Raw genomic sequence first — 12,558 nt, forward strand, 5'->3', positions numbered from 1 at the left:
CTGGAAGTACTTCCTGAAGCAATCATATATTAAATCGTTTTCAACATGATAAGTGATTGGGAACAAACGATGTTCAGAATAGAATAACAAAGTTGTGCTAAAGCTAGTTTTGGACAAAATCCTGTTCCTGGAATCGGCATTTTCCGGACGGTTCAAAAGTTTTCTGCAAAAAGTGATATAATCCGTCTGCTTTATATGAATATTCCGTTATAACATCCGCATGTTTTTTAACAAAATCAGAGGCGTTTTTCATGGCAACAGAGTAGGAGGCCAACTTAAACATAGGAAGATCATTTTCCCCATCCCCTACTGCCATGATGCTGTCTTTAGGCAATCCGAACTTGGCGAGCAAATGCTCAATGCCGGTTGCTTTTGAGACATTAGCCACCGCTACTTCTACGCTATGCTCAGAGGAGGAAGTGCTGGTAAATGCTATTTGTTTCTTTAAATTGTCCAGCTCCATTTTCCATTCTTTAATAAGGTCCACATTTTTGCTGAAAAAATATACTTTCAAAATATGATGTGCATGCAAGCGATCTAACCAATTCAACCCCTCGTTTACGGACATTTTCCTGGACAGCCATTCATTTTCTTCGACTGTAACCGGTTTAGGGTCTGTTATACGCTCGCATATATAAGTTTTGTCTTGCTTCAAAGCGAAGCTCGGTCCTTCATTCGGATGAACTTCATAATAAATGCCCTTATTCCTTGCCTTTTCGACTAGTTCCGACACAAGCCCAGGAAGAAGCGTATGTTCAACAATCTGTTCCTGACCAACGAAAACGGACATCCCATTGGCAGTAACCAAACCATCTACTTCTAAATCATGGGGCCATACGTCTCTGACTTCTTTCAACGTCCTTCCCGTTGCAATAAAAATAAATTTTCCACTTGCTCTCAGTTCCATAAAATATTTTTTTAGTCTATCGCTTACGCGGCTATGCTCATCCAGCAAAGTGCCGTCCATATCTAATACAATAATCTGATAAGGCATTTTCTCACCTTTCTAATTCAAATTAATGCTGCACTTAAAATTCAAGGGGCTGCTTCAGCGTTAACTGAAACACCCCCCTGGTGGGCTTAATCATTAAGCTTCATCGGCCAGCGAATCATGGTTCGCCTTGTTTTTCTTAAAGAAACCGAATACGACGGCCAATAGTACCAATCCAACAACCATTACAGTAACACCCGTAGCTCCAAACGATTTGGCGATATTTCCAAGCAGAATTCCGGAAGCCGCAAAGTCGGCATCAGAGAACGTTGTACTTGCAAAACCGAGGTTACCGAGAACCGGCATTAAGAATACTGGCAGGAAGGTAATCAACAATCCATTTACAAAGGATCCCAGGGTAGCGCCGCGAACACCGCCTGTTGCATTACCGAATACCCCAGCGGTCGCCCCCGTAAAGAAATGGGGAACTACGCCCGGCAGGATGATCACGGATCCTGTAGCGGCAAGAATCACCATTCCCACAATCCCGCCAAGGAAGCTGCTAAAGAATCCAATTAACACCGCATTTGGCGCATATGGAAAAACAACCGGACAATCGAGCGCAGGCTTTGAGTTTGGAACAAGCTTTGTAGAGATCCCTTTGAAAGCGGGTACAATTTCAGCTAATACAAGCCGAACCCCGGAAAGAATGACGAACACCCCTGCTGCAAAGGTAACACCCTGAATCACGGAGAAAACAAGGTAATGCGTACCGCCGCTGAGTTCTGTCTCAACATAGGATGGACCGGCAAAGAAAGCAATGATGATATAAAGAACTACCATCGTTAACGAGATGGTCACAGAACTATCACGCAAAAATCCCAACCCTTTAGGAAAGTTAATCTCCTCTGTTGAACGGGAGCCTTTCCCGACAAGCTTCCCTACAAGCCCGGAAGCAACATAACCCAAGCTGGAAAAGTGCCCGAACCCTACGCTGTCGTTACCCGTGATTTTCCGCATAAATGGTTGGCAAATGGCCGGAAAGACCGCCATGATCAGACCTAAAGCAAGGGAACCGACAATAATCAGCGGGACTCCTTTAAGACCTGAGACAACTAGAATAACAGCAAGCATACAAGCCATATATAGGGTATGATGACCTGTTAGGAATATATATTTTAGCTTCGTAAAGCGCGCAATCAAGATATTCGCGATCATGCCAAAAAACATAATAAAGGCGGTGACACTGCCAAATTCATTTAGAGCCATGGCCACAATGGCCTCGTTATTCGGAACAACGCCTGTTACGTGAAAGGCGCTTTGGAACATTTTCCCGAATGGATCCAGCGACTTAACAATGATTCCAGCCCCTGCGGAAATGACCAGAAAGCCCAGGAACGTCTTGGTTGTTCCTTTCACGATCTCGCTTGCCGGTTTTTTCTGAATAATCAGCCCCACCAGAGAAATTAACGCAACCAAGACGGCTGGCTGGCTCAAAATATCCATCATTAATTTGAGTATTCTTTCGCCCATAGTATATATCCCCTTTTATTTTCCTTAGAATAGAGCTTTCTTCTGTGATTAAAGCAATCCCTTTTCCTGGAATACTTCCTTAAGCTTCGCGCGAAGACCGTCCATATCTATGATGCTATCAATAACAATAACCTCCCCTAAATGCCCCATTCCTGTGGCAATATCCTTTGCGGCGATAAAAAGATCCGCTGAATCCGGAGTTGCCGAGCTAAGATCGGAATGGTCTACTTCAATACCGCTTAAACCAAACTCCGACAGGATTTGTTGAACATTCATCTCCAACATGAAGCTGCTTCCTAGACCTGTACCGCAGATTGCCAATATTTTCATGATAATTCCTCCAATTTTAATTTTGACAGCTTATGAAGACCATTGCGTATTACACCGTGGCAGAATATAGCTTAAATAAGTCAAGAATTTTTTCGATGGACTCTTCGTCTTTTAAAAGCTCGATGTTCTTGGTATCGCTAAGAAGTTTGGTTAATTGAGTTAGCGCCTTAAGATGTGTCTTATTATCATTGGCCGCAACGCAGAATAATAGCCGGACGGGGTACTTTTCGTCATTTAAAAAATATACCGGCTTATTTAGCTTTAAAAAGCTCATCCCTACTTGATTCACTCCCATTTTAGGACGTGCATGCGGGATAGCGACTTCATTGCCAATGACTACATACGGGCCTAAGGTCTTAATATTTGAAATCATTGCATCAATATAGGAAGGCTCAATCGCTCCTTTTTCCAGCAACGGCTTTGCCGCTGCTTTTATGGCCTCTTCCCAATCGAGGAGTTGTTCCATAACTTGAATCGTTTCTTCTTTTAATAAATCGCTTAGCACAGGTTGGTTCCTCCTCTGTATATCTATTTTTTTATGAAAAGTCAGTTGACTTAAAGCATCCGTTAATCCTTTCTCATCATAAATATTTGCATAACGCTCAATCGTCTGGATCAGCTCTTTTAGGGATATGTCATGGTACTGGGTACCAAAAAGCTGCTGATACACTTCATTAACTAATCTGTTTTTTTCATTTGGCGTCATGATTGGTTTTACATAAAAGCATGGAAGCGTTGACTCAAGTTCTACCGTCGAAAAGATAAGATCATATTGAGCGATATTCTCGTTTTGGTATCCCTGTAAAGACAGTGTTTGTTCTACGGTGATTTCCGAGAAAAGCGACTCGATCAGGTGTTTCACCATCAGAGAAGAGCTTACTCCGCTTGGACAAACGACAATCGCTCTTTTCTTTTTCGGCATGGCTTGCTGCGGTTGAGCCAACAGTGCGCCAAAATGCATCGTAATAAAGCCGATTTCTTCCTCCGGAATATTGATGCTTAGCAGTGATCCAATGGGCTGAAGCAGCTCTTTTACAATGGTATACAGCTCATTGTGTTCACTTTTAATTTGATCGAGAAGCGGATTATTGATAGGAATCCGATATTTCATTCGAAAATAAGCCGGCTTCAAATGCTGATATAAGGTGTGAATGACTTCGTCTTTTTTTTCGAAAACAATGGCCGCTTTATATTCAAAATCAACTACGAGCTGTTCGCATAAGTTAAAGAGCAGGTCCCGGCTCCCGTCTTGAACAGAGCGGCTTCCTAAAGACAAACCTAACAATTGGGTGGTGAAATAGCAGAGCTCATTTTCATCTTCCTCAAAACCCAGATGATGAAATAATGCTTTTGCCACTGACCACATCTGATCTTTTCTTAATAGCTCGATTTCATCACTATGAAACCGCACGAATTTTCTTTCCCGATGGCGGTAAGCATAGACAATGAGAAAATAGGCAAATTGATTAACACGTTCCTCTACAAAATAGAGATGAAAGTGCTTCTCCACTTGCACAAGAGCACTGTGAATAGAATCTAACGGGATTGGTTCTTTTCGATCACGCACGAGATAGTTGATTAATTTTCCGAAATAGGGAATTTGCATCAGCTGTGCTAAATGGTGCTGGACAAGTGTCCTCTTATCCGACTCTGTACCCCGAAGATGATAACCTCCCTGCCTGGAATACCGAATTTCGACCAAGAAAGGCTGATTCATTTCATTTGCCTTTTTCACATCGGAAATCACTGTGTTCTTACTTACCTGCAGAAGCTGTGTTAAATGAACCGATGAAATGTGCTCTTGCCGTATAAAGAGGTACAGGTAAATGAAAATCAAACGTTCCTCTTCCGTTAAAAATAAATCTTGTTTTTGGTTCTCCGATTGTTGTTTCCGATAAAAGTCCACCACCTCTTCCGGCACCTTGATGTAATTCATTCCTTTGTACGGAATAGCAGGAAGTGCTCTCTCTTTCAACCAATAATTGATTTTATCCAAATCATAGGCAATTTGCCTTTTGGTTAATTGAGAGTGCTCCATGAGCTGATTCATGGTTGTATTCTTTACTTTTAAAAGGTGCTTCAGCAGAAATGCAGGTCGCTTATCAATCATCATTGAAAACACCTCCTGAAATAATCATATAATAAACCGTTTTCATTTTGGTGAGTCATTGAGAACAAACGATGGTGAGGAGTGATGAACAAAATTGGGCTGAAGTTCGGTTTGGGTAAAACCCTGTATGTGTGCAGAGGGAGTATAATAAGGACATAACGAAAAACGGTGAAGGTGATCTGGTTGTGAAGGATATGGAGAGACTACGACTGGTTGCTTTTGCGGTAAATCGGGACTTAGGCTGTCGGAAGCCCAAATCCCGCTATTACTTGCCCTCTCCTCTCTTCTCCCTAAATACCGTTATCAATATTTCGTCCAATAATCTATATTACCGCTCGAGGCGCTGAATTTTGAACGTTGAGGCTGATCCCGTTCCCACGCCTCCAGAATAACTATCGTATCCAATCTGGGATTGTCCGGCCAAAAGATATATCGCTGCTCTACCAACCCACGCAATCCGGCAAATATATCCTGCTTGTTCCTGCCGGTCTTAATCTCCAACTCATCGATCGTAGGCATCCGTTTCCGCTGCGTAGAATAGCTGTATAGGATACGAAGCAATTTCCGTTCAAGGTCTGGAAGCAATTTAAACACTCCTTTTGATTAAGAACATATGTTTGTATTATATACGAATATTCGTTCTGTATTCAATCTGAAAAAACTGTAATTCTCCCTAAAAGTATCTTATCCGAAAAGAAATTCACGCCTAAAATTATCCTATTTCTACATTTTTTTGTTGACAGTGGAAGTCATAGATTGCATAATAAGTTCAAATTACAATATTTTACATAAGCAAAATTTTTAATTTCTCAAAATTGATATTTTTGTCAGAAAGGAGGGAAATGGCGACGGTTAAGAGGCTTTTGGTGATTGCGGCGTGTCTGCTCTGCCTGATAGGCTTCATCGCGTTTCGTTTTTATTCGGACGACACTCCCGCAGAATGGCCGGTTGACGCCGATGAAGCAGCTTCCGCCGCCGATATTTCGCTGCTAGACGCATATAAGCTGGCATTGCCCGATGCCAAGAAATGGCGTCCGGAGGCGCAACTGTTTTTGATCACCAGCGTGGATGACGATGAAAAAGAACTCGCCGGAACTGCGGGAAAACGCAAAAAGTGGAATCTGTTATTTGCCAATGTGTCCGCAGAGGAGACGCTCCATGTTGCTATCGAAAACGGTGCGGTCATAAGCACGGCGGAGAACAAGGAAAAAACGCTGGAAAATACTTTGATCCGGCCGGACAACATGAAAGTCGACTCTACCGATCTTATAGAAACGGCGATCCGTGACTTTACGCTAAAGCCTGGCGTCGATTGGGCGAACGGCTACCATTTTTCCTTGATGAACAACGGTGAAAGAACGGCATTGATCATTACGGGCCTTACCGGGGACGGCCGGTTTACACAGGTTTATTATGATTCCCGAACCGGGACTTATATCGGTTCCAAGGTAAAAACGCAATAAAGCAGCTTTAATCTTATTAAAAAGGATGTGTGTTTATGGTTGAAAAATGGCTTTCAAAAAAAGGATTGGCCCTTGTCCTGGCCGCTTTAATCACGGTGGCGTCGGCTGGAATATTCCACCCTGCACAGGCTTCAGCGGACCCGATCGTGTCCGGGCAGGTGTACAAGCTGATTAACGTAAACAGCGGCAAAGCTTTGGATGTGGAAGGATCGGGCACCAGCAATTATACGAATGTCAATATTTACACCGACAACGGCACTGGCGCGCAGAGATGGCGCATTATCGCCAATTCGGACGGTACGTACAAATTGATCAATACCAACAGCAACAAGGCTCTTGACGTGTACGCCGCTGGAACCGACGATTATACGAATGTCGATATTTATGACGATAATGGCACTGCCGCGCAAAAATGGAATATCATAGCGAACGGCGACGGCAGCTACAAATTAATCAATCCCAACAGCAACAAGGCTTTGGACGTGTACGCCTCCGGGACGGCCGATTATACGAACGTCGATATATATACCGATAACGGGACCGGCGCGCAAAAATGGAATATTATCCGGGTCGATGACAATTCCGGCAATCCGGGCAACCCCGGCGGACAGATATACACCTATCAGGACTTTACGGCCTATACTTCGCCTGTCGGCGGCCTGACGGCTTCGGGGATATCCCCTATTCCGTATACGAGCGCCGCAGTTCATCCATCCGACCGGTACAATCCATATTCCGCGCCCGTGTTTCCGTTTGGTTCCATCATTACTACGACCCAACCGCTTTATCTTCCCGGCTACGGCGCCAAAAGCACCTTTGTCGTGCATGATAAAGGCGATTTGGCTTTTCAAAAATCCGAATATTGGGTAGATATCTTCTTCGATTTTGAAAATAACCCTAATGCGGTGCCAAACGCCATCAACTTCGGCAATCAAAAAGTCAGCTACACGGTGAGCCGGTAAGCAAGGACCGGCCTTGATTCAACATCAAAAATAACGGGACAAAAGGCTAACCATTTACCGGAGCCTGCGTCCCGTTTTTTTATTTCTCTTGCCGCTGCGTTGAATCAATTTTCCTTACTCCTCCCCCAATAGTTCACCAACGGAAATATCCAGCGCCTTGGCAATGGCAACGACTTCGTAATCTTGAACAAGCCGATACTGCCCTTCCAAACGTGAAAGACTGGTCGGACTGATGTCGAGACCAACGGTCTGCAGCTTGGCTAAAAAATCCTTTTGTTTGATTCCCTTCTCCTTGCGAATAGCAACAACCTTGGTGCCAATGATATTTTTGTCACCAGGCGGTTCTTTTCGATGCTTCATTAATATGCACCTCACAATTTAACAAAATTGTATGTGACATTATTGTTGTTTTAATGCGAATATCGAATTAAAATAAAATAAAGCGATTTCCGCATTAAAAGTAAGAGGCATGCTTTTATTTGGGAAAAACTGAATCCTGCTCAATAAAAAGATTGGAGGGATGTACGCTGGTCAATTTACATAACAAGTTTGAGGAGGAAAAGAGAAAATTAAACGAACTTGGCCGCAGATCCCTTGAACAGGAGATCCCTTTGTTCAAGAATAGGGCGGTTCAGGCTCAAAGCCGGAAGGTAGACAAGTTGATTATCCTGCTACAACAGAAAATGGAGGGTTGTAAACAACGGTTACGCTAGAACAAGTGCATGGAGGAGGAGAAAAACAATGGAATTTCCATTATGGTTTCAAGAAGCGATTCAGGAAAGGTTGAACCACATTACAGCGCGTATCAATCGTCATCCCGAATTGCGTAAACTTCGTGCCGAAGAACGCTCGGCTTTTGAGGCGATGTTTTCCGGTACGGATCAAACGAAGTCGCCGGAGTATATGGACTGGGAGGACAAGCATCACTTCAGGTGCGGTTTAGAAAATGAACGTTTGTACATGCAAGGGATGATGGACAGTGTACAACTTGCAATTGCGCTGTTTGATGATCCGATTTTCGGTTTCCAAAAGTCAAACACAGCGCCAAACCCGGCAAAACCGGATACAGAAATTAAACTGTAGGGTATTGTGTTGCTATTTGTACACGACAGGAGTCAAGTATGCAGAAACAGCCGGTTTGAGAACGTAAGAGGTGACCGATTTGTCGGATCCAGATATAAGTTACTTGGCAAAAAGGGGTGTAAAATTCCACGAAATGCAAAAGTGCAGGCGATTTTTGTCGAAACTCCTCAATATGGGCTGTTCAAATGCAAAAGTGTAGTTCATTTCCGCCAAAAAGTCACTTTTTTATCGCATAGCTCCAAAACAGATGCACTTTTGCATCTCAGCCGCTCAATAATAGGGATTTACGAAAAATCAACTGCACTTTTGCACTTGGTTACCTCGTCCCCTTCACTTGAAGGTTTTCCCCCATTACAAGTTGAATATTAATTTCGAAAGAGTAAGGATAGATTGACGGAGGGGAACATGGGACAAAGAGCAAATCTGATTATAGTCAGAAATAATTATTACGAGTTGTATTATAGCCACTGGTGCGCAAGCACTCTGCCTCAAGATTTGTTTTGGGGAGAGCAGCATGCCGTCAAATTCATTGAAATGCAAAAGCAGGTGGATGAATCCGGATGGTTGGATGACGTTTGGGCCGAGGGTGGAGCTATTGTCGACTTAGATAAAAAGAAGCTGGTATTTTATGGCGGCGAGGATATACTTTACCATGTTCCACTCAGGAATCTCGACTTAAAACTGATGAGAACTATTTGGTCCGGTCGGGAAATCGCATGGGCTTACGAAGGCATTTTAGATTTGGCCAACTACGTTGGTTATCCGAAGGAAAAAATATTGACGTACGGTGAAGACGATTTAAAAGATGCAAGTTTAGAACCTCCCGAAGAGAAGGATTGGGTAGACACAATAGCGAGTGTCATGTTCCCTCAAAACGAACTACTATTGTTCCCATTAAGCGGAGGTGTCCTCGGGGCTGCGCATCTCCAGCACCCAGGCTCCCCGATATTCGCGGGCCGCCAGCCAGGCGGCCAACGCTTCGATCGGGACGGTGCCGGCCCCGCCATTCCCAAAGGGCGCGCCTTATCCGTCTACCAGTCTACTTGATGCCGGAATGAATAAAGCTGTCGATAAACTGACGCTGGAACGCCAGAAAAATGATCAGGAGCGGCACGATCACCAGCAGCGTCGCCGCGCTGACCTCCGTCCACTGCACGCCAACTTCGAACGATTGGGCGAAAATGGACAGCCCGACCGTCAGCGGCCGGTTTTCCACGGAATTGGTCACGATCAGCGGCCACAGAAAATTGTTCCACTGATAGCTGATGGACACCAGCGCAAACGCCACATAGGTTGGCCTGGATAAGGGAAAATACACCTTCCACAGCACCTGCCAACGGTTTGCCCCCTCCACAAGCGCCGCTTCGTCAAGCTCGTAAGGGAGCGTCTTGAACACCTGCCGCAACAGGAAGATGCCAAAGGAGGAGGCCAGATAAGGAAGCATAATCCCAAGCTTCGTGTCGAGCAGCGAGAATTGCTTCAAAATGTTATAGTTGGGAAAAATCAGCACGTCCGCGGGAATCATGATCTGCGCCAGGAACAACAGGAACACGAGACTGCTCCCGACAAACGGAACGCGGGCAAACGCGAAGGCCGCCATGGTTGCGGTCAGCATCTGTACCGCAAATACGCAAAACACAATGAGCAGCGTGTTCAGGTAATACACCGCAAAGGGGGCGGCAGACCAAACCGTTGCGAAGTTGTCCAAGGTAAAATCCGCCGACCAAAAGCCGGCCAGCGCTGCCTGCCGCGGGCGAAACGCCGTCACCGTCATCCAGACGAGCGGCACCAGCCAGATGGCGGCCAAGAGCAGCATGAGAACATTGCCGATTTTCGGTGCAAGTTTCTGCAGCATGAAATACGCCTTTCTTCCCGGACGGCCATCCGGGATCAGTTGTAGTGAATTCGTTTATCGAGCCCGAAGAACTGCACCGCCGCAAACACCAGCATCAGCCCGATCATAATGACGGTCAGCGCGGAAGCAAGCCCCTGGTCCCAAAAGCTGAACGCCGTCTCATAAATGTAATACAGCAGCAAATTGCTGGAATTGTTGGGGCCCCCGCGGGTCATGATCATCAGATGATCGACGAGCTTAAACGCATTCGTCAAGGCGATAATGCTGACGAACAGCGTCGTTGGCATCAGCAGCGGGAACGTGATTTTGCGGAACACCGTAAAGGCCCCGACCCCATCCATCTGAGCGGCCTCGTAAAGGTCGCGCGGGATATTTTGCAGACCGGCCAGATAAAAAATCATCAGGAACCCCGATTCCTTCCAGATAATCATGATAATCATCGCCCACATCACCAGCCCCGGCGTGCCCAGCCAGTTTAGTTCGGGCCGCCCCGTCCAGGACAACAGCCTGCTCACCAGGCCGTATTCCGGCGTGTAAATAAACAGCCAGATGTTCGCTGCCGCAATCATCGGAATCAGCGTCGGGTAAAAAAAGCCCGTCCGCATCAGCGCTTTTCCCCGGATCGCCTTGTTGGCAAAAACCGCCATCAGCAGGGCAAGGGCGATTCCCGCCGGAACCGTCCCCACCGCAAACAGGGTATTGTTGCGCATCACCTTCCAGAACACCTCGTCCTCCGCCAGCCGGCGGAAGTTGTCCAGCCCCGCGAAAATCGGCTCCGGCGTAGCCAGGTCGGCCTGAAAAAAGCTCAGGCGTAGGGTCAGAAAGATCGGGTAAAATGTGAACAGCGCCAGGATCGCCAGCGACGGCAGCAGCAGCAGCCAGGCGAATCCGTTGTTTCCAAGTCTGATTCCTTTCATGGCTATTTGTTAAAGGACGCCAGCGCCTGGTCCGCCTCCGCCTGCGCTTTCTTCAACGCGTCGGCCGGGGTCAAATCGCCCGTCAAAGCGGCCTGCACGGAATCGTTCAAAATTTTCATCACCTTGCCGTTGTTATGCGTGGACAACTCGGCCGCCGCGTATTCCAACTGATCGCGGGCCACAACCGCCGCCGGGAACTCGGCCGCGTACTTCTTCATCCGCTCCGTTTCGTATGCGGACTTGCGCACGGCCACATAACCGGTGTCGATGCTCCACTGGGCGGCGCGCTCGGGTTCGGTCATAAACTTGACGAATTCCCAGGCCGCCTGCTGCTTCTCGGGCGCGATATCCTTGAAAATATAAAAGTTGCCGCCGCCCGTCGGGCTACCGTACTGCTTCTTCGCAGGCAGGAAGCTGACGCCGAAATCAAAGGTGGCGTTCTTTTTTACGTTCGACAGGTTGCCGGTCGTGTGATACATCATCGCCGTTTTGCCTTCCAGAAAATCGGACGGCACGGTGCTCCAGTCGGTGACACCCTCCGGCATCGCCTTGTGCTTCGCGGCCAGGTCCACCCAATACTGCAGCCCTTCCACGTTCTCCGGCGTATTGAACATGACCTTCTTGCCGTCCGGGGTCATCAGATTGTCGCCGTTTTGCAGGGCAAAGGTCTGCATCATCCAGTAGGCGAAGCCCGTGACCGGGATTTCCAGGCCGTAGCGCCCGTCATTTTTCAGCTTAACCGCGTATTCCTGCATTTGCTCCCAGGTTTCCGGCCCTTTTTCCGGATCGAGTCCCGCTTCCTTGAACATCTCCTTGTTATAGTAAAGCACGATGGTGCTGCGCTGAAACGGAATGCTGTAAGTATGGCCTTCCGTTTGCGAGTTGGCCATAAACGCCGGATAGAAATCCGCCAGATAGTCGCCCTCTTCCTTTGCGATAAAATCGTCCAGCGGAATAACCGCGTTCATATCCAGCAGGCTGAACAGCTCGGTCGACTGCAGCACCGCCACATCCGGCGGCTGCTTGGCCTGAACGCCGGCCTGCGTCTTCACCGCAGTGTCGGCATAGCTGCCGGTGTACACCGGGGTCACGTCGATATCGGGATGCTCCGCTTCAAAGTCCGCCGCCATCGCCTCAATCGTCGCGGTCAGCGGCCCGCCGACCGCGATCGGATAATAGAACGTAAGCTCGTTTTTTTTGCCTGCGGACGCATTCGCCGTTCCCACCCCGTTCGTGGCCGCATTCGCCCCGGAGACGGCCCCGCCGTTGCCGCCGCTGCCGTTGCCGCCTCCGCATCCCGCCAAAAGCGACAATCCCAGCGCAACCGCCAGCACTTTCGTACTCCATTTTTGCATCACGTCAATCTCCTCCATA

General features: G+C 47.1%; 13 protein-coding genes. 4 read left to right on the forward strand and 9 right to left on the reverse strand.

Annotated elements, in window-relative coordinates; translation table 11 throughout:
- Positions 1-103 precede the first annotated feature (103 nt).
- The 5 genes from ACLD72_RS09505 to ACLD72_RS09525 all read right to left on the reverse strand — a co-directional run bounded on the left by ACLD72_RS09505 (position 104) and on the right by ACLD72_RS09525 (position 5,423).
- The gene (locus ACLD72_RS09505) at positions 104-994 is read right to left on the reverse strand and encodes a Cof-type HAD-IIB family hydrolase (RefSeq protein WP_411000252.1); all 891 of its coding nucleotides are present in this window, start codon (positions 992-994) and stop codon (positions 104-106) included.
- A gap of 93 nt (positions 995-1,087) precedes the next feature.
- Complete coding sequence (locus ACLD72_RS09510; protein ID WP_411000250.1) at positions 1,088-2,464, reverse strand: PTS ascorbate transporter subunit IIC; 1,377 nt, start codon at positions 2,462-2,464, stop codon at positions 1,088-1,090.
- A 48-nt stretch (positions 2,465-2,512) separates the two neighbouring features.
- Positions 2,513-2,794 (reverse strand): PTS sugar transporter subunit IIB, encoded by a 282-nt coding sequence (locus ACLD72_RS09515; protein WP_251595774.1) that lies wholly within the window; start codon positions 2,792-2,794, stop codon positions 2,513-2,515.
- 49 nt (positions 2,795-2,843) lie between these two features.
- Positions 2,844-4,907, reverse strand: a complete 2,064-nt coding sequence (locus ACLD72_RS09520; RefSeq protein WP_411000248.1) for a BglG family transcription antiterminator — start codon at positions 4,905-4,907, stop codon at positions 2,844-2,846.
- A gap of 300 nt (positions 4,908-5,207) precedes the next feature.
- Positions 5,208-5,423, reverse strand: coding sequence for a hypothetical protein (locus ACLD72_RS09525; protein WP_458475722.1), 216 nt, complete (start codon positions 5,421-5,423; stop codon positions 5,208-5,210).
- Between the two features lie 323 nt (positions 5,424-5,746).
- On the opposite strand from ACLD72_RS09525, the gene ACLD72_RS09530 reads away from it, so the two are divergent.
- On the forward strand, positions 5,747-6,367 hold the full coding sequence (locus tag ACLD72_RS09530; protein ID WP_458475723.1) for a hypothetical protein: 621 nt from the start codon (positions 5,747-5,749) through the stop codon (positions 6,365-6,367).
- A gap of 35 nt (positions 6,368-6,402) precedes the next feature.
- Entirely contained in the window at positions 6,403-7,329 is a 927-nt protein-coding gene (locus ACLD72_RS09535) for an RICIN domain-containing protein (protein WP_411000242.1), read from the forward strand.
- Between the two features lie 114 nt (positions 7,330-7,443).
- On the opposite strand, the gene ACLD72_RS09540 is transcribed toward ACLD72_RS09535, so the two are convergent.
- Positions 7,444-7,689 carry a helix-turn-helix domain-containing protein gene (locus tag ACLD72_RS09540; RefSeq protein WP_155620523.1) on the reverse strand — a complete coding sequence of 82 codons (246 nt, stop codon included), beginning with the start codon at positions 7,687-7,689 and terminating at the stop codon, positions 7,444-7,446.
- A 381-nt stretch (positions 7,690-8,070) separates the two neighbouring features.
- Between ACLD72_RS09540 and ACLD72_RS09545 the strand changes: the two genes are divergently transcribed.
- Together ACLD72_RS09545 and ACLD72_RS09550 are read left to right on the forward strand one after the other, a co-directional pair.
- The gene (locus ACLD72_RS09545) at positions 8,071-8,412 is read left to right on the forward strand and encodes a hypothetical protein (RefSeq protein ID WP_411000240.1); all 342 of its coding nucleotides are present in this window, start codon (positions 8,071-8,073) and stop codon (positions 8,410-8,412) included.
- 405 nt (positions 8,413-8,817) lie between these two features.
- Positions 8,818-9,459, forward strand: a complete 642-nt coding sequence (locus ACLD72_RS09550) for a hypothetical protein (RefSeq protein ID WP_411000238.1) — start codon at positions 8,818-8,820, stop codon at positions 9,457-9,459.
- Here ACLD72_RS09550 and ACLD72_RS09555 read toward each other — a convergent pair.
- The 3 genes from ACLD72_RS09555 to ACLD72_RS09565 are packed head-to-tail and all read right to left on the reverse strand — an operon-like array spanning position 9,452 to position 12,539.
- Entirely contained in the window at positions 9,452-10,267 is an 816-nt protein-coding gene (locus ACLD72_RS09555) for a carbohydrate ABC transporter permease (RefSeq protein WP_411000236.1), read from the reverse strand. The genes ACLD72_RS09550 and ACLD72_RS09555 overlap by 8 nt on opposite strands.
- Positions 10,268-10,302: 35 nt before the next feature.
- Positions 10,303-11,184, reverse strand: coding sequence for a carbohydrate ABC transporter permease (locus tag ACLD72_RS09560; protein WP_411000234.1), 882 nt, complete (start codon positions 11,182-11,184; stop codon positions 10,303-10,305).
- Between the two features lie 2 nt (positions 11,185-11,186).
- The gene (locus tag ACLD72_RS09565) at positions 11,187-12,539 is read right to left on the reverse strand and encodes an ABC transporter substrate-binding protein (protein ID WP_411000423.1); all 1,353 of its coding nucleotides are present in this window, start codon (positions 12,537-12,539) and stop codon (positions 11,187-11,189) included.
- Positions 12,540-12,558: the final 19 nt, after the last annotated feature.

Source organism: Paenibacillus lacisediminis (assembly GCF_046567315.2).

Bases quoted from the DNA above. Each gene is read 5' to 3' on its own strand.
- ACLD72_RS09505 (WP_411000252.1), bottom strand. From the start codon at position 994: ATGCCTTATCAGATTATTGTATTAGATATGGACGGCACTTTGCTGGAT.
- ACLD72_RS09510 (WP_411000250.1), bottom strand. From the start codon at position 2,464: ATGGGCGAAAGAATACTCAAATTAATGATGGATATTTTGAGCCAGCCA.
- ACLD72_RS09515 (WP_251595774.1), bottom strand. From the start codon at position 2,794: ATGAAAATATTGGCAATCTGCGGTACAGGTCTAGGAAGCAGCTTCATG.
- ACLD72_RS09520 (WP_411000248.1), bottom strand. From the start codon at position 4,907: ATGATGATTGATAAGCGACCTGCATTTCTGCTGAAGCACCTTTTAAAA.
- ACLD72_RS09525 (WP_458475722.1), bottom strand. From the start codon at position 5,423: ATGCCTACGATCGATGAGTTGGAGATTAAGACCGGCAGGAACAAGCAG.
- ACLD72_RS09530 (WP_458475723.1), top strand. From the start codon at position 5,747: ATGGCGACGGTTAAGAGGCTTTTGGTGATTGCGGCGTGTCTGCTCTGC.
- ACLD72_RS09535 (WP_411000242.1), top strand. From the start codon at position 6,403: ATGGTTGAAAAATGGCTTTCAAAAAAAGGATTGGCCCTTGTCCTGGCC.
- ACLD72_RS09540 (WP_155620523.1), bottom strand. From the start codon at position 7,689: ATGAAGCATCGAAAAGAACCGCCTGGTGACAAAAATATCATTGGCACC.
- ACLD72_RS09545 (WP_411000240.1), top strand. From the start codon at position 8,071: ATGGAATTTCCATTATGGTTTCAAGAAGCGATTCAGGAAAGGTTGAAC.
- ACLD72_RS09550 (WP_411000238.1), top strand. From the start codon at position 8,818: ATGGGACAAAGAGCAAATCTGATTATAGTCAGAAATAATTATTACGAG.
- ACLD72_RS09555 (WP_411000236.1), bottom strand. From the start codon at position 10,267: ATGCTGCAGAAACTTGCACCGAAAATCGGCAATGTTCTCATGCTGCTC.
- ACLD72_RS09560 (WP_411000234.1), bottom strand. From the start codon at position 11,184: ATGAAAGGAATCAGACTTGGAAACAACGGATTCGCCTGGCTGCTGCTG.
- ACLD72_RS09565 (WP_411000423.1), bottom strand. From the start codon at position 12,539: ATGCAAAAATGGAGTACGAAAGTGCTGGCGGTTGCGCTGGGATTGTCG.